We start from the raw sequence: 14,698 nt of genomic DNA, 5'->3' as shown, positions 1-14,698 counted from the left end.
CTCTTATCTCCAGCTAGGGAGCCAGAGGTGGTCGTGCCAGTTGCCCGGGGTGATCGGTAGCGCGGTGAGAATCGGCCACAGCCAGATGAAGTTGGCGATCACCAGGCCGAGGTAGAGGCAGACCGCGAGTAGTCCGAGGCTGCGCCGTTCGTTCGGCGGGGTGGGCAGGTAGATCCCGGCGGGGCTGCGCGGGATGGTGCTGGGGTGCGCGGGGTCCAGCACGTCGCCGAGCGCCAGCGCAACGCCCATCACCAGGAACGGGGCCATCGGGACGGCGTAGAAGTAGTACATCTGCCGGTCGAGGGTGGCGAACCAGGGCAGCAGCGCGGCGCCGTAGCCCACCAGCACCGCGCCGTGGCGCCAGTCGCGACGAACCACCGCGCGCCACAGCATCCAGGCCAGCACCGGGAAAGCCACCCACCAGATGGCGGGCGTGCCGATCAGCATCACGGCCTTCACGCACTGGGTCTGCCCGCAACCGGTGACGCCGCTGTCGGCGTAGTAGTACAGCATCGGGCGCAGGCCCATGGGCCAAGTCCACGGCTTGGATTCCCAGGGGTGATGGTTGCCCGCCGAATTGGTCAGTTCGGTGTGGAATTCCAGCGACCTGGCGTTGAAGTACCAGAGCGAACGCAGCGCGCCCGGCACCACATGCGACCAGAATCCTCCGGTGCCGATCGGGTCCGTCGGGGCGGACGGATTGCCGGGCATGTATCGGTACACGCCGGTCTCACTCGCGAACCAGGCCCAGTAACTGGCCAGATAGATGCCGAGCGGCACGAGCACCAGCGCGTACAGCGCGGGCCCGATGTCCCGCAGCGCCACCCCGAGCCACGGACGGCGTACCCCGTAGAGCCGCCGCGCCGAGAGGTCGAAGTAGACGCTCATCAAGCCGAAGGCGGCGATGAAATAGATGCCGGACCATTTGGTTCCGCAGGCCAGCCCGAGCAGCAGGCCCGCGCCGAAGCGCCACCAGCGCACCCCGAGGCGCGGTCCCCAGTCGGTCACGCCGATCCGGCCCTCCGCGTCGGCGCGCGCGCACCGAGCACGCACCTCGTCGCGGTCGACGATCAGGCAGCCGAAGGCGGCGGTGACGAACAACGCCATGAAGATGTCGAGCATGCCGATGCGCGAGGAGACGAAGGTCAGCCCGTCGGCGATCAGCAGGATGCCCGCGATCGCGCCGATCAGGGTGGAGCGTGTCATCCGCCGGGTGATCCGGATCACCAGCAGTACCAGCACCGTCCCGGCGAGCGCGGCGGTGAAACGCCAGCCCCAGCCGTTGTAGCCGAACATCGCCTCGCCGATCGCGATGAACTGCTTGCCGACCGGGGGATGCACCACCAGCCCGTAGCCGGGGTTGTCCTCCACCCAGCCGCCGGTGAGCATCTGCCAAGCCTGCGGGGCGTAGTGCTTCTCGTCGAACACGGGGGTGCCCGCGTCGGTCGGGTAGTTGAGCATGGTGAAGCGCGTCACCGCCGCGATCGCGGTGAGGAACGCGGTCACCAGCCAGCCGCGCGCGCGGTCGGTCGGCCCGAAGTCGCGTGGCGGCCGCAGCGGCCCCGGGCTCGACCAGGATGGCACGGTTCCGAACCGTGCGGTCGCGCGCTGGTCGGTCACCTGGGTCACGCCCCGATCGTATGCTTTCCCGCCTCTCCGGGTCTTCAGGCCGTACTAGTTGGGTGGTTCGGGATTCGCGTTCAGGTCCTGCGTGAGTGCCGCTGTAGTTTTGGGCGTACCCGGTGAGTTACCCATGTGCTCACGAGATCGGCTGTACGTGTCGAGAACGGGCCCGGCGGATTCGCGGTCGGCTCCCGGCGTGAGTGAGATTTGTCTCGAAGGCGTGCGGGATTGCTTCTGCCGGTGCGGCCGAACCTGGTTGCCGCCTATCTGCTGGGGCCGGTGGCGTCGGTGGATAGGCTGCGGGTTGGCGGTTGTCGCCGGATACGTGATGCGGACAGGAGTGCGGTGGCTTACGAGACGGCGGGCGGGCTGGTGCTCGCGGCGACGCCGATGGGTGATGTCGGTGATGCCTCGCAGCGCCTGCGCGAAGCGCTGGCGACGGCCGATGTCGTCGCCGCCGAAGACACCCGCCGCACCAGGGCGCTGGCCAAGGCGCTCGGCGTCGAGATCTCCGGCCGGGTGGTCAGTTTCTACGATCACGTCGAGACCGCCCGGATTCCGATGCTGCTCGACGAGATCGCCGACGGCCGTACGGTGCTGCTGGTCACCGACGCGGGCATGCCGTCGGTGAGCGATCCCGGCTACCGCATGGTGGCGGCGTGCGTCGAGCGGGATCTGCCGGTGACCTGCCTGCCCGGTCCCTCCGCGGTGACCACGGCGCTGGCACTGTCGGCCCTGCCGGTGGAACGGTTCTGCTTCGACGGATTCCCGCCGCGCAAATCCGGCCAGCGCCGGGAATGGTTGCGTACCTTGGCCACCGAACCACGCGCCTGCGTCTTCTTCGAGGCCCCGCATCGGCTCGCCGACTGCCTGGCCGACGCGGTCGAGATCCTCGGCCCGGACCGCCGCGCCGCCGTCTGCCGGGAGCTGACCAAGACCTACGAGGAAGTGATCCGGGGGACCCTGGCCGAACTGGCCGAGTGGGCCGTCGAAGGCGCACGCGGCGAGATCACCGTGGTGCTCGCGGGCGCCAAGCCCGCCGCCGCCGATCCCGCGGACCTGGTGGACGCCGTGGAATCCCGAACCGCGGCGGGCCTGCGCCTCAAAGACGCCTGCGCCGAGGTCGCCGCCGCCCACGCCGTGTCCCGTCGCGAGCTCTACGACGCGGTTCTCGCCGCGCGCCGCACTTCCTAGCCGACCGCGGCTTCGGCTGTGCGGTTTCGCTCCGCGCGGGTGGTCGACCCGAAGCGGGGTGGCGGGCATGATCATCGGTATGACTTCTCTGGAGAGCAAGGCCACGACGTTTCTCGGGCTGCACGTGCCGGGTGATCCGGGCGTCTTCCCGACGGTGTGGGATGCCTGGTCCGCGAAAGTCGCCGTGGCCGCGGGCTTTCCGGCCTTGACGGTGGGCAGTCATCCGCTGGCCGATTCGATCGGCCGCTCGGACGGGGAAGGGATGACGTTCGACGAGTCGCTGACCCGGGTACGGCAGATCACCGCGGCGGTGGACGTCCCGGTGTCGGTCGACATCGAGTCCGGCTACGGACAGGAGCCCGCGCGGCTGGTCGAGGGCCTGCTCGAGGCAGGGGCGATCGGACTGAACATCGAGGACACCGTGCACAGCGAGGGCAAGCGCCTGCGCACGGGCCAGGAGCACGCCGATCTCGTGCACGGACTGCGCAAGGCCGCCGACGCGACGGGTGTGCACCTGGTGATCAACGCGCGCACCGACCTGCTCCTGCGCCAGGACGGAGACGAGGCCGACCGGGTGGACCGCGCCATCGAGCGGCTGCGGCTGGCCGCCGAGGCGGGTGCGGACGTGCTGTTCCCGGTGGGCCGCCACGCCGACGCCGACATGCGCCGCCTGACCGGCGAGCTGCCGCTGCCGATCAGCGCGACCGTCCTCCCGGATCAGGCCGACAAGGCCGCCCTCGCCGACCAGGGCGTCGCGCGGATCACCTTCGGCCCGTTCCTGCAGGCCGCGCTGACCAAGGAGATCAATACCCTGCTCGACCGCTGGAAGTGACATCGCGGAACAGCTGTGTGAGCGGTATCCGGTCACCGCGACGACGGTGCCCGCGCCCCACCGGGTGACCGGTGGGGCGGCGGCACGTCGGGTGGCGCGAAGACACCATCCCGGTGACGGTCGCGACGCCTTCAGGAGGGAACCGGAAGCCCCAGGGCGCTCATGACGAACTGGACGAACAGCGGCGCCAGATCCGGCACGCTCGCGGGGCCGTCCGAGACGATGACCCGCCGTGTGCGCTCGCCGATCGCGTCCGGGATCAGGGCGATCAGCCCGTCGGACAGTTCGGGGAGCGTCGGGTCCGCCGCCCGCGCCTGGTCGTAGAACACCCGGTACAGCTGGGCGAAGCGGTCGACGGCCAAGTCGCGGTAGCCGACGGCCTCCTGATTCACCTTGAACGACTCCACGAGCACCAATCGGGCGAAATCCGGCTCGGTGGCGACGGTCTGGCAGAAGGTGACCACGATGGACTCGATCTTCGCGTAGGCGTCGGCGTCGGGCGGCAGCTGGGCGAGTTCGTCCACGATCCGGGTCGCCATGATGTCGACGCCGGTGTGCACCGCCTCGGCGAAGCACTCCTCTTTGTTCGCGAAGTGGTCGTAGAAGGTCGTCCGCGAAACCCTGGCCCTGGCAACGATGTCGGTGAGGGTGGTGGCCGGGTATCCCTTGTTGTCGACGGACTCCACCATCGCCTCGACCAGCCTGCCGCGCTGCGACGTGAGCACGGCTTCGCGTGCCGCCCGATGCCGCTCGGCGAAACCGGACCGGTGAACGGATGCCGTCGCGTGCTGCTGGCCCATGTGTGCCCTCTCTGTGCCGGAACCGATTCCGAACGGAACGTCGTCGTACCGATCGCACACGGTCCGGGGCGTCGCCAGGCCGCGAACCGGTGTTTCATTATCCGACAACGCATTCCACGGCGGGAAGGCAGGTGGATCCACTCGTGGGCATGCCAGCGTGGAACATCGCGAAAGTGTTGCGCGCCTTACCGTTACGGCAGGCCGGAGGCGGTCAGTCCTTCGGTTCGACGTACTTCGGGAACACCGGTTCCGGCGCGGGCAACGCCAACCCCGGCTCGATCGGCGTCGCGATGTCCGCGAACGTCCGGCTCCGCTGCCCCAGCTGGTCGAGGATGCGGCCCGCCGACCCCGGCAGCACCGGCTGCACCAGGATCGCGACGATGCGCAGCACCTCCAGCGTCACGTACAGCACGGTGGCCTCGCGAGCGAGATCCTCCGGGGTGCCCGACTTCGCCAGCGCCCACGGCGCCTGCGCGGAGAAGTACCGGTTCGTCTCGCCCAGGGTCAGCCAGATCGCCTCCAGCGCCAAATGCATCTGCTGGGCGTCGAATTCGGCCCGGCAGCGCTCCAGCAGGCCGTCGGCCAGATCCAGCAGGGCGCGGTCGTCGTCGGTGAAGTCGCCTGGCGTCGGCACCACGCCGCCGCAGTCGCGCGCGACCAGCTTGGTGCTGCGCTGCACCAGGTTGCCGAACTCGTTGGCCAGGTCGCTGTTGATCCGGCTCACGATGGCCTCGTGGCTGTAGCTGCCGTCCTGGCCGTAGGAGATCTCACGCAGCAGGAAGAACCGCACCGCGTCCAAACCGTAGAGGTCGACCAGCTCCAGCGGGTCGACCACATTGCCGACCGACTTGGACATCTTCTCGCCCTTGTTGTACAGGAACCCGTGCACGAACACGCGTTTCGGCAGCTCCACTCCGGCCGAGAGCAGGAACGCGGGCCAGTACACCGTGTGGAAGCGTGTGATGTCCTTGCCGACGATGTGCACGTCGGCGGGCCAATACTTGCCGAAGGCGGCGGAGGAGGTGTCCGGGAAGCCGACGCCGGTGAGGTAGTTGGTGAGCGCGTCCACCCACACGTACATGACGTGGTCGGGATGGTCGGGCACCGGCACGCCCCAGTCGAAGGTGGTGCGCGAGATGGACAGGTCCTTCAGACCCGCCTTGACGTAGCTGACGATCTCGTTGCGCCGGGTCGCCGGCGCGATGAATTCCGGATGCTCGTCGTAGAGCGCCAGCAACTTGTCCTGGTAGGCCGACAGCCGGAAGAAGTAGTTCGACTCCTCGGTCCAGGTGACCGGCGTCTTGGAGTCGGTGGAGATGCGGGTGCCGTCCTCCAGCACCGTGGTCTCCTCGTCGGTGTAGAACGCCTCGTCCCGCACCGAGTACCAGCCGGAGTAGTTGCCGAGGTAGATGTCGCCGTTGGCCAGCATCCGCTCCCAGATGGCGACGCTGGCGGCCTGGTGGTCGGCGTCGGTGGTGCGGATGAACCGGTCGAAGGAGATGTCGAGCGTCTTGTCCAGCGCCTCGAACACGTCGGAGTTGCGGGCCGCGAGCTCTTCCACCGGGATGCCCTCGGCGGCCGCGGCCTGCTGCATCTTCTGGCCGTGCTCGTCGGTGCCGGTCATGAAGAAGACGTCATAGCCGTCGAGGCGCTTGAAGCGGGCGATGGCGTCGGCCGAGATGTACTCGTACGCATGCCCGATATGCGGCGCGCCGTTCGGATAGGCGATGGCCGTGGTGATGTAGAAGGCGGGACGCTCGACTTCGCTCATGGTGTGTCTACTGTAATGCGCGTGCATTCTTCCGCTCGCGTGAATATGCCCCTCGCCGATTCGCGGGTCCCCGCGTCCGCGTCGCGGGGTGGCCGCCGATGAGCGCGAAGCGTTCCGCGCCGGAGCTGCCCGAGCCGCTTTCGCCGATCGTGGACGCGCACACCCACCTGGACGCCTGCGGCGCGACCGACGCGGCGTCGACCGTCGCGATCGTCGACCGCGCCGCCTCGGTCGGGGTCGGCCGGGTGGTCACCGTCGCCGACGATCTGGACGCCGCGCGGTGGGCGGTGCGGGCCGCGCACTGGGACGATCGTGTGTTCGCCGCCGTCTCGCTGCATCCGACCAGGGCGAACGCGCTCGACGACGAGGCGAAGGCCGAGCTGGAGCGCCTGGCCGACGACCCGAGGGTGGTCGCTGTCGGCGAGACCGGACTGGATTACTACTGGCCGGGCAAGCTGGACGGCTGCGCCGACATCGAGACCCAGATCGAGGGCTTCCGCTGGCACATCGACCTGGCCAAGCGGGTGCGCAAGCCGCTGATGATCCACAACCGCGAGGCCGATCACGACCTGCTGACCGTGCTGCTGGACGAGGGCCCGCCGGAGCGGGTGATCTTCCACTGCTTCTCCTCGGACACGAACATGGCCCTGTCGTGCGTGGCCGAGGGCTACATCCTGAGCTTCTCCGGGACGGTGAGCTTCAAGAACGCGCACGAACTGCGCGAGGCGGCCAAGGTGGTGCCCGACGACCAGATCCTGGTCGAGACGGACGCGCCGTATCTGACCCCGCATCCGTTCCGCGGAGCGCCGAACGAGCCGTATTGCCTGCCGTACACCGTGCGTGCGCTGGCCGAGGTGCGCGAGCAGGAGCCGCTGGAACTGGCCGAGATCACCACCGCCAACGCGCGTCGCGTCTACCGGATCTGAGCGGTACGCCCGCCAAGGGGCGCGTCCCCGGGGGCGTCACGGATGCCCGGAATGCGTCGCCATATGCGAAATGTGTCCTATGTCACTTTCAGCGTTCCGTTTTGTGATTTACCTGCGGGGTCGATATTCGATCGTGATATTGAAAAGGCCCTGTTCCGGAGCTTGCTGTTGTCGGCGCCCTACCCCCTCGTTATCGTGCTGTGACCATGTCCCCCTTCACGCGGATCAACCAGTCGCGTTCGCCGCTGCTGTACATCGCGGTCGGCGCACTGCTGCTGACGCTGATCGTCGGCGCCGGTCTCGCGATCGTGAATCGCAAGACGGTGACCGTCGTCGTGGACGGCGAGAAGCTCTTCCAGACCACGATGTCGCGTGACGTGCGCGGCGTGTTGAAGGCCGCGGGCTTCGCGGTGACCGACCGGGACAAGGTGGCGCCCGCACTGGCCGCGCACATCGCCGACGGCGCGACCATCACGCTCAACCGCGCGAAAGAGGTCGACCTGTCGGTCGACGGTATGACGCAGAAGGTCTGGACCACCGGGGTGACCGCGGGGGAGGCGCTCGAACAGCTGAAGATCCCGAAAGAGGTGTACGTCTCGCCCGCCCGCGACGAGCGGCTCCCGCTGCAGGGCGGGACGCTGACCATCGCGACTCCGCGCGTGGTCTCGCTGGTCGACGGCATCGGCAATCCGGTGGACGTGCGCGCCGCCGCGCCCACCGTCGGCAAATTCCTCGAGGTCACCGGCATCCCGCTGCTCGAGCAGGACTCCGTCGAACCGGCCGCGTCCACGCCCCTGGCGAACGGCTTGCACGTCACCGTGACGCGCAAGCGGGTCGAACAGCAGACCGAGACGATGCCGCTGGACCCGCCGGAGAACATCATCGAAGACCCGGAAATGAACATGAGCCGCACGGTGGTGGAGTCGCCCGGCGCTCCCGGCGTGCAGAACGTCACCTTCGCGGTCACCATGGTCAACGGCCAGGAAGTGGACCGTAAACCGGTCGCTTCGACCGTCACCGTGGCGGCGAAGCCGAAGACCGTCCGCAAGGGCGCCAAGCCTGGCACCGAGGTGCCCCCGGTGCGCGACGGCGCGATCTGGGACGCGCTGGCCCGCTGCGAGTCGACCGGCAACTGGTCGATCAACACCGGCAACGGCTACTTCGGCGGTGTGCAGTTCGACCAAGGCACTTGGGAGCGGCAGGGCGGGCTGCGGTACGCCCCCCGCGCGGACCTGGCCACCAGGGAAGAACAGATCGCCATCGCGGAGATCACCCGGCAGCGGCAGGGTTGGGGCGCCTGGCCCGCTTGCACCGGTCGCCTCGGCATCAGCTGACGCGGGGGAGACGTCGCGGCCGGCCGGGTATGCCGGTTGATAGATTCTCGAGGTGTCCGAACCTGATATTTCCGCCCGCGGGAGTGCGGCGCTGCTCGGGCCCGCCGAAGTGCGGGTGCTCGCCGAGCGGTTCGGGGTGCGGCCGACCAAGCAGCTCGGGCAGAACTTCGTGCACGACGCGAACACGGTGCGGCGGATCGTCGCGGCCGCCGGGGTGGGGCGCGGGGACGTGGTGCTCGAGGTCGGGCCCGGTCTCGGCTCGCTGACCCTCGCGCTGCTGGACGTGGTGGACTCGGTGGTCGCCGTCGAAATCGATCCCGTGCTGGCGCGCCATCTTCCGGTGACCGTCGCGGAGCGGGCTCCGGAACTCGCGGAGCGCCTGTCGGTGGTGGAGGCGGACGCGCTGCGCGTCACCGCGGCGGACCTGCCCGCCGCGCCGACCGCGCTGGTAGCCAATCTCCCGTACAACGTGGCCGTCCCGGTGCTGTTGCATCTGCTCGCCGAACTGCCCGGCATCGCGGTAGCTCTGGTGATGGTGCAGGCCGAGGTGGCCGATCGCTTGGCCGCCGAGCCCGGCGGCCGCATCTATGGCGTGCCCAGCGTGAAAGCGGGCTTTTTCGGGACCGTCCGGCGCGCGGGGGCGGTGGGCACGCAAGTGTTCTGGCCGGTGCCGCGAGTCGAGTCGGGCCTGGTCCGGATCGACCGCTTCGCCGAGCCGCCGTGGCCGATGGACGACGAGCACCGCCGCCGCGTCTTCGAAGTGGTCGACGCCGCTTTCGCGCAGCGGCGCAAAACGCTGCGCGCCGCGCTCGCCGCCTGGGCCGGTTCGCCCGCCGAAGCCGAACGCCGTCTGCTCGCCGCGGGCATCGCTCCCACCGCTCGCGGCGAAACCCTCGACACCGCCGCCTTCGTCCGGCTGGCGGCCCAGGCGTAGCGCACAGAACAGTGGCTCCGCTGTCGGCGTCGGCCGGTGCGCGGAGCCACTGGTGGGGGCCGGTCAGACGGCGACTTCGTAGCCCGCTTCGTCCACGGCGGCGACGATGTCGGCGTCGGCGATCTGCGCGGTGCTGTCGACGCGGACGGCGCCGCTGGCGAGATCCACATCGACGCCGGTCACGCCGTCGATCTTGCCGATCTCGGTCTTGACGGAGCTGACGCAGTGCCCGCAGGTCATCCCGGTGACGGTGTAGGTGGTGGTGGGCATGTCCGACTCCTTCACATCCATATCATTCATACGGGCGGGGGGTACCCCGACATACGAAAGATACCCCCTCAGGGTATTGGGCCGCAAGAGGCGGCCCGGCCTCACACGCCTTCGGCCAGTTCCATCCAGCGCTCTTCGGCCGTTTCCTTCTCCGCGAGCACCTGCTTGAGCTCCGCGCCCAGGTTGACCAGCTTGTCCGGGTCGGTGGCGGCGTCGGCCAGCGCGACGTGCAAGCGCTGCTCGCGCTCGGACAGCTTGTCGATGGCGCGTTCCAACCGGGTCAGCTCCTTGCGGGCCGCGCGGTAGGCCGCGGAATCGGTGGCCGGGGCGTCGGCGGGCTTGGCATCCGGTGTGGCGGTGCGGGTCTGGTTCGCCGCGAGGGCCGCGCGCTTGGTCAGGTACTCCTCGATGCCGCCGGGAAGGTTGGTGAGCTTTCCGTCGCCGAACAACGCCCAGGTCGAGTCGCAGATCCGTTCGATGAGGTACCGGTCGTGGCTGATCACGACCAGCGTGCCGGCCCAGTTGTCGAGCAGGTCCTCCAGCTGTTGCAGGGTGTCGATGTCCAGGTCGTTGGTCGGCTCGTCGAGCAGCAGCACGTTCGGTTCGGACATGAGGATGCGGGTCAGCTGCAGGCGTCGCCGCTCGCCGCCGGACAGGTCGCCGACCGGCGTGCGCTGGCGGGCGGGGGTGAAACCGAGTCGCTCGGCCAGCTGTCCCGCCGAGATCTCCTTGTCGCCCAGCATGATTCGCTGCGCCACCTGCTGCACCGCCTCCAGCACGCGCAGGTCGGTGGGCAGGTCGTCGAGCTCCTGGCGCAGCCAGCCGATCTGGACGGTCTGGCCTTGGATGCGCTTGCCCGCGGCCAAGGTCGCGTCGGTATCGCCCGCAAGGGCGCGCAGCAGCGTCGTCTTGCCCGAGCCGTTGACGCCGACCAGGCCGACGCGCTCGCCCGGCGCCAGCCGCCAGGTCAGGTCGCGCACCAATTCCCGGTCGTCCGGCGTGGTGAGCGTGACGTCCTCCAGCTCGACAACCACGCGGCCGAGGCGTTTGCGCGCGAAGGTGGCCAGCGAGACGCTGTCGCGCGGCGGCGGCACGTCGGCGATCAGGGCTTCGGCGGCCTCGACCCGGTAGCGCGGCTTGGACGTGCGCGCCTGCGGGCCGCGCCGCAGCCACGCCAGTTCCGTGCGGGCCAGATTGCGCCGCCGGGCCTCGGAGGCATCGGCCTGGCGGGCGCGCTCGGCGCGGGCGAAGATCCAGTCGCCGTAACCGCCCTCGTAGCTTTCGACCTTGCCGCCGACCACTTCCCAGGTGTTGGTGGCGACGGTGTCGAGGAACCAGCGATCGTGGGTCACCACGACCAGCGCGCTGCGGCGGCCGAGCAGGTGCGCGGCCAGCCACTGCACACCCTCGACATCCAGGTGGTTCGTCGGCTCGTCGAGCACGAGGAGGTCGAGCTCGCGCACCAGCGCGGCGGCGAGCGCGACCCGGCGGCGCTCGCCGCCGGAGAGGTTGTCCACCGGGGTGTCCATGCCGAGACCGGCGATGCCGATGCCGTCCATCACCGAGCGGATGCGCGGGTCGGCGGCCCATTCGTGTTCGGCGACCTCGTCGGTCATGGCGTCGTCGGCCAGCCCGGCCAGCACCACCGATCCGACCGTCGCGCCGGCGGGCAGCACACCGCGCTGCGTCACCACGGCCATGCGCAGGCCGCCGAGTCTGCTGACCCGGCCGCTGTCGGGTTCCTCGATGCCGGTGAGCACCTCGAGCAGGGTGGTCTTGCCGCCGCCGTTGAGGCCGACGACTCCGATCCGTTCGCCCGCGTGCACGCCGAGCGAGACGTTGTCCAGCAGCGGCTTGATCCCGAAGCTCTTGTGGACCTGTTCGAGATTGATCAGGTTGGACATGGATCCTTCCGTGTCTTGCGGGGGCGGCCCGATCAGACCTTCCTGTCGCGGCCCTGGGGCCCCGGGCCAGCGTACCGATCTGGGCGGACCGCCTGTCGTCCCGGGAAACGGCGGCGAGCTTGCGGGACGAACAATGTTCGTCTAGATTGATCGCGAACGAACGTTGTTCGTTCTCATGCAACCGAATCGGCGCTCCCCAGAACTACAGCCGCAGAGTGGGACGCCCGCCTCCTATCCGAAGGCGTCGGCGGGCGGCACTATTCCCATTCCGCATGCTCTCTGGAGGATTCTCATGCACGTCGGCCTCGGCCTGCCCATCTCCGATCCTGCCGCGTTGCTCGACTGGGCTCGGCGCGCCGACGCGGGCCCGTTCCGCACGCTCGGCCTGCTCGACCGGCTGGTCTACGACAATCCCGAACCGCTGATCGCGCTGGCCACGATCGCCGGCGCGACCAGCCGCGTCCGAGTGCAAACCGAAGTGCTGCTCGCGCCGTTGCGCGACCCGGTGCTGCTCGCAAAACAGGCCGCCACGCTGGACCGGATGTCCGGCGGACGGCTGGTGCTCGGACTCGGCGTCGGCGGTCGCGCCGACGACCACCTCGCCTCGGGTACCGACCCGCGCACCCGGGGCCGCCGCCTCGACGAGCAACTCGCGCTCATGCGCCGCCTGTGGGCCGGTGAGCCCTACGGCGAGGAGTGCGGACCGATCGGCCCCGCGCCACTGCGCCCGGAAGGGCCCGAAATCCTGTTCGGCGGTTTCCAGCCCGCCGCACTCGAGCGCGTCGGCCGGTGGGGCAGTGGATTTCTCGCCGCCGCCCCGCCGTCGTGGGCGGGTGGGCTGTTCGACACCGTGCGCCGTTCCTGGACCGACCACGGCCGACCGGGCGCGCCGCGGATCGTCGCCCAGGTCAACGTCGCCCTCGGTCCGGACGACGTCATCGAGGACGCCCGCGCGTCGATGGGCGCCTACTACGCGTTCACCGGCCGCGCCGAAGGCATGCTCGAAGGCATGCTCACCACGCCCGCGCGGATCCGCACCGCCATGGCGCAATTCGGCGATCTCGGCGCGGACGAGGTGATGTTCTATTGCTACGGTCGCGACGCCGACCAGATCGATCGAATCGCCGACGCGCTGCCCTGAGCGGGGCTGTGCACCCGCGTCCGTTCGCGGCCTACGGCGGTCAGTGCTTACCGGGTGCGTCGCCGCTGAGGACGCGCGCGCCCGGCACGGGTCCGCTGGCGGTCCGCACGCTGCGGCAGACGCCCGCGCCCGCGAGTTCGGCGGCCACCGAGATCGCCGACTGCTCGCTCTCGCAGAGGAACGCGCAGGTGGGCCCGGAACCGGAGACCAATCCGGCCAGCGCACCCGCGGTGATGCCCGCGCGCAACGTGCGGCGCAGTTCCGGCTTCAGCGACACCGCCGCCGCCTGGAGATCGTTGCCGAGCAGGGGTGCGAGCTGCCGCGCATCGCCGGAGGCCAACGCCTGCATCAGTTGCTGCGGCTCGCCGAGCCGGGGCGGTTCGCCGTGCTCGCGTAACCGGTCGAGTTCGGCGAACACCGCGGGTGTGGACAAGCCGCCTTTGGCGAACGCGAGCACCCAGTGAAACGTGTTGCGGGACAGCACCGGCAACAGGCGCTCGCCGCGGCCGGTGCCCAGCGCGGTGCCGCCGTGCAGGGCGAACGGCACGTCGCTGCCGAGTTCGGCCGCCACCGCGCCCAGTTCCTCCCTGGACAGTCCCAGGTCCCACAGTTCGTTCAGCCCGACCAGCGCGGCGGCGGCGTCGGCGCTGCCGCCCGCCATGCCCCCTGCCACCGGAATGCCTTTGGTGATGGCGATTTCCACCAGGGGAGCGCGGCCGCCGAGGTGTGCCAGCCGGACGGCGGCTTTCCATACCAGATTCGTCCGGTCGGTCGGCACCTCCGCGGCGCCCTCACCCGTGACCCGGACGGCCAGCGAGGCCGACGGCGCGATCTCCAGATCGTCGCTCAGGGATAGTGCTTGGAACACCGTGGTCAGGTCGTGGTAGCCATCGGCCCGCAGGTCGCCCACTCCGAGATGGAGGTTCACCTTCGACGGCGCCCGCACGGTGACGGGACTCGGCACAACTGACAGCACGGTGCTCAAGCGTAATGGGTGCAGTCGGGCGGAGTCCGTCCTCAGCCCGCGCACGGCTGCAGCGAAGGTGGAGGTACGCCTGATGGTGGAGTCGGACGCGGAGTTCGTCCTCAGCTCGCGCACGGCCGCAGCGAGGGCGGAGGTACGCCTGATGGGTGCAGTCGGGCGATGCGGGTCCGTAGCTCGCGCGCGGGAAAGGCGCTTACAGCAGCGCGCCGCCGGTGGCATCGATCCACTGCCCGGTCACCCACCGGGCGTCGTCGGAGGCGAGGAACCCGACGACGTCGGCGACGTCGTCGGCCTGCGCCACGCGGTCGAGCGGGGACATCGTCGCCACCGACGCCTGCGCTTCGGCGTTGCGCAGCCAGTTCGCGTTCATGTCGGTGTCGATGATCCCCGGCCCGACCGCGTTCACGGTGATGCCGCGCGCGCCGAGCTCCTTCGCGAGCACGCTGGTGAAATTGTCGAGCGCAGCCTTGGTCATGGTGTAGGCGATGAGTTGCGGCATGTATGCGCCGTGGGTCAGTCCGGTGGAGATGTTGACGATCCGCCCGCCCGTGCGCAACCGGTCCAAGCCGAGGCGGGTGATGAAGAAGGGGGCCTTGGCGTTGATCGCGAAGACCCGGTCGAACGCCGCCTCGTCGGTTCCGGCGATCGGCTCCCTGATCCCGTCGGTGCCCGCGTTGTTCACCAGGATGTCCAGCCCGTCGGCGTGCGCGTCGAAGGCCGCCCACAGCGTCTCGGCGTCGCCGGGCACGCCCAGTTCGGCGCGGATCGCGAACGCCGCGCCGCCCGAAGCCTCGATCGCGGCGACGGTCGCCTTCGCCGCCTGTTCGTCGCGGTTGTAGTGGACCGCGACGCGCGCGCCGTCGCGCGCCAGTCGTTCGGCGATCGCTCGCCCGATGCCCCGGCTGCTTCCGGTGACCAGTGCCGTCTTGCCCGTCAGTGCGCCCATGGCGCGCCCCTTTCTCTAGCGACCGCTACAGAAAGAAA

General features: G+C 69.7%; 13 protein-coding genes. 6 read left to right on the top strand and 7 right to left on the bottom strand.

The features are described from left to right. Positions 1–3: 3 nt before the first annotated feature. Positions 4–1,629 carry a dolichyl-phosphate-mannose--protein mannosyltransferase gene (locus ACWEH3_RS13130; protein WP_450020365.1) on the bottom strand — a complete coding sequence of 542 codons (1,626 nt, stop codon included), beginning with the start codon at positions 1,627–1,629 and terminating at the stop codon, positions 4–6. Between the two features lie 339 nt (positions 1,630–1,968). Between ACWEH3_RS13130 and rsmI the strand changes: the two genes are divergently transcribed. Both rsmI and ACWEH3_RS13120 read left to right on the top strand, forming a co-directional pair. Continuing rightward, entirely contained in the window at positions 1,969–2,817 is an 849-nt protein-coding gene (rsmI, locus tag ACWEH3_RS13125) for a 16S rRNA (cytidine(1402)-2'-O)-methyltransferase (RefSeq protein ID WP_450020367.1), read from the top strand. A 79-nt stretch (positions 2,818–2,896) separates the two neighbouring features. Then, positions 2,897–3,649 (top strand): isocitrate lyase/PEP mutase family protein, encoded by a 753-nt coding sequence (locus ACWEH3_RS13120; RefSeq protein WP_379250806.1) that lies wholly within the window; start codon positions 2,897–2,899, stop codon positions 3,647–3,649. 131 nt (positions 3,650–3,780) lie between these two features. On the opposite strand, the gene ACWEH3_RS13115 is transcribed toward ACWEH3_RS13120, so the two are convergent. Then, positions 3,781–4,449, bottom strand: a complete 669-nt coding sequence (locus ACWEH3_RS13115; protein WP_450020370.1) for a TetR/AcrR family transcriptional regulator — start codon at positions 4,447–4,449, stop codon at positions 3,781–3,783. A gap of 211 nt (positions 4,450–4,660) precedes the next feature. After that, positions 4,661–6,247 (bottom strand): methionine--tRNA ligase, encoded by a 1,587-nt coding sequence (gene metG, locus ACWEH3_RS13110; RefSeq protein WP_450020372.1) that lies wholly within the window; start codon positions 6,245–6,247, stop codon positions 4,661–4,663. A 71-nt stretch (positions 6,248–6,318) separates the two neighbouring features. Here metG and ACWEH3_RS13105 point away from each other — a divergent pair, with 71 nt between their 5' ends. The 3 genes from ACWEH3_RS13105 (at position 6,319) to rsmA (ending at position 9,414) form a co-directional block, all read left to right on the top strand. Beyond that, positions 6,319–7,146: a TatD family hydrolase gene (locus ACWEH3_RS13105; protein ID WP_450020374.1), complete on the top strand. Its 828-nt coding sequence runs from the start codon at positions 6,319–6,321 to the stop codon at positions 7,144–7,146. A 206-nt stretch (positions 7,147–7,352) separates the two neighbouring features. Next, positions 7,353–8,480, top strand: coding sequence for a transglycosylase family protein (locus ACWEH3_RS13100; protein ID WP_450020376.1), 1,128 nt, complete (start codon positions 7,353–7,355; stop codon positions 8,478–8,480). A 52-nt stretch (positions 8,481–8,532) separates the two neighbouring features. Then, positions 8,533–9,414, top strand: a complete 882-nt coding sequence (gene rsmA, locus ACWEH3_RS13095) for a 16S rRNA (adenine(1518)-N(6)/adenine(1519)-N(6))-dimethyltransferase RsmA (protein WP_450020378.1) — start codon at positions 8,533–8,535, stop codon at positions 9,412–9,414. Positions 9,415–9,477: 63 nt separating this feature from the next. Here the strand turns inward: rsmA and ACWEH3_RS13090 are convergent, their stop codons facing one another. Further along, a complete protein-coding gene (locus ACWEH3_RS13090) occupies positions 9,478–9,684 on the bottom strand; it encodes a heavy-metal-associated domain-containing protein (RefSeq protein WP_364428892.1) in 207 nt (68 codons plus the stop codon). Between the two features lie 101 nt (positions 9,685–9,785). Then, positions 9,786–11,588, bottom strand: coding sequence for an ABC-F family ATP-binding cassette domain-containing protein (locus ACWEH3_RS13085; RefSeq protein WP_450020380.1), 1,803 nt, complete (start codon positions 11,586–11,588; stop codon positions 9,786–9,788). 292 nt (positions 11,589–11,880) lie between these two features. Between ACWEH3_RS13085 and ACWEH3_RS13080 the strand changes: the two genes are divergently transcribed. Further along, positions 11,881–12,729 carry an LLM class flavin-dependent oxidoreductase gene (locus tag ACWEH3_RS13080; RefSeq protein WP_450020382.1) on the top strand — a complete coding sequence of 283 codons (849 nt, stop codon included), beginning with the start codon at positions 11,881–11,883 and terminating at the stop codon, positions 12,727–12,729. Positions 12,730–12,769: 40 nt separating this feature from the next. Here ACWEH3_RS13080 and ACWEH3_RS13075 read toward each other — a convergent pair whose 3' ends face one another. Together ACWEH3_RS13075 and ACWEH3_RS13070 are read right to left on the bottom strand one after the other, a co-directional pair. Then, positions 12,770–13,705, bottom strand: coding sequence for a 4-(cytidine 5'-diphospho)-2-C-methyl-D-erythritol kinase (locus ACWEH3_RS13075; protein ID WP_450020384.1), 936 nt, complete (start codon positions 13,703–13,705; stop codon positions 12,770–12,772). A gap of 202 nt (positions 13,706–13,907) precedes the next feature. Beyond that, positions 13,908–14,660, bottom strand: coding sequence for an SDR family oxidoreductase (locus tag ACWEH3_RS13070; RefSeq protein ID WP_450020386.1), 753 nt, complete (start codon positions 14,658–14,660; stop codon positions 13,908–13,910). Positions 14,661–14,698 lie beyond the last annotated feature (38 nt).

Source organism: Nocardia sp. NPDC004718 (assembly GCF_053601535.1).
Note: the sequence above shows the minus strand (reverse complement) of the source record. Positions and strands in the feature narration are given on the sequence as shown.

What these genes read in the sequence shown, in the direction of transcription:
- ACWEH3_RS13085 (WP_450020380.1), bottom strand. Translation starts at nt 11,588, where the DNA reads ATGTCCAACCTGATCAATCTCGAACAGGTCCACAAGAGCTTCGGGATC.
- ACWEH3_RS13105 (WP_450020374.1), top strand. Translation starts at nt 6,319, where the DNA reads ATGAGCGCGAAGCGTTCCGCGCCGGAGCTGCCCGAGCCGCTTTCGCCG.
- ACWEH3_RS13070 (WP_450020386.1), bottom strand. Translation starts at nt 14,660, where the DNA reads ATGGGCGCACTGACGGGCAAGACGGCACTGGTCACCGGAAGCAGCCGG.
- ACWEH3_RS13115 (WP_450020370.1), bottom strand. Translation starts at nt 4,449, where the DNA reads ATGGGCCAGCAGCACGCGACGGCATCCGTTCACCGGTCCGGTTTCGCC.
- ACWEH3_RS13120 (WP_379250806.1), top strand. Translation starts at nt 2,897, where the DNA reads ATGACTTCTCTGGAGAGCAAGGCCACGACGTTTCTCGGGCTGCACGTG.
- metG (WP_450020372.1), bottom strand. Translation starts at nt 6,247, where the DNA reads ATGCACGCGCATTACAGTAGACACACCATGAGCGAAGTCGAGCGTCCC.
- ACWEH3_RS13080 (WP_450020382.1), top strand. Translation starts at nt 11,881, where the DNA reads ATGCACGTCGGCCTCGGCCTGCCCATCTCCGATCCTGCCGCGTTGCTC.
- ACWEH3_RS13090 (WP_364428892.1), bottom strand. Translation starts at nt 9,684, where the DNA reads ATGCCCACCACCACCTACACCGTCACCGGGATGACCTGCGGGCACTGC.
- ACWEH3_RS13100 (WP_450020376.1), top strand. Translation starts at nt 7,353, where the DNA reads ATGTCCCCCTTCACGCGGATCAACCAGTCGCGTTCGCCGCTGCTGTAC.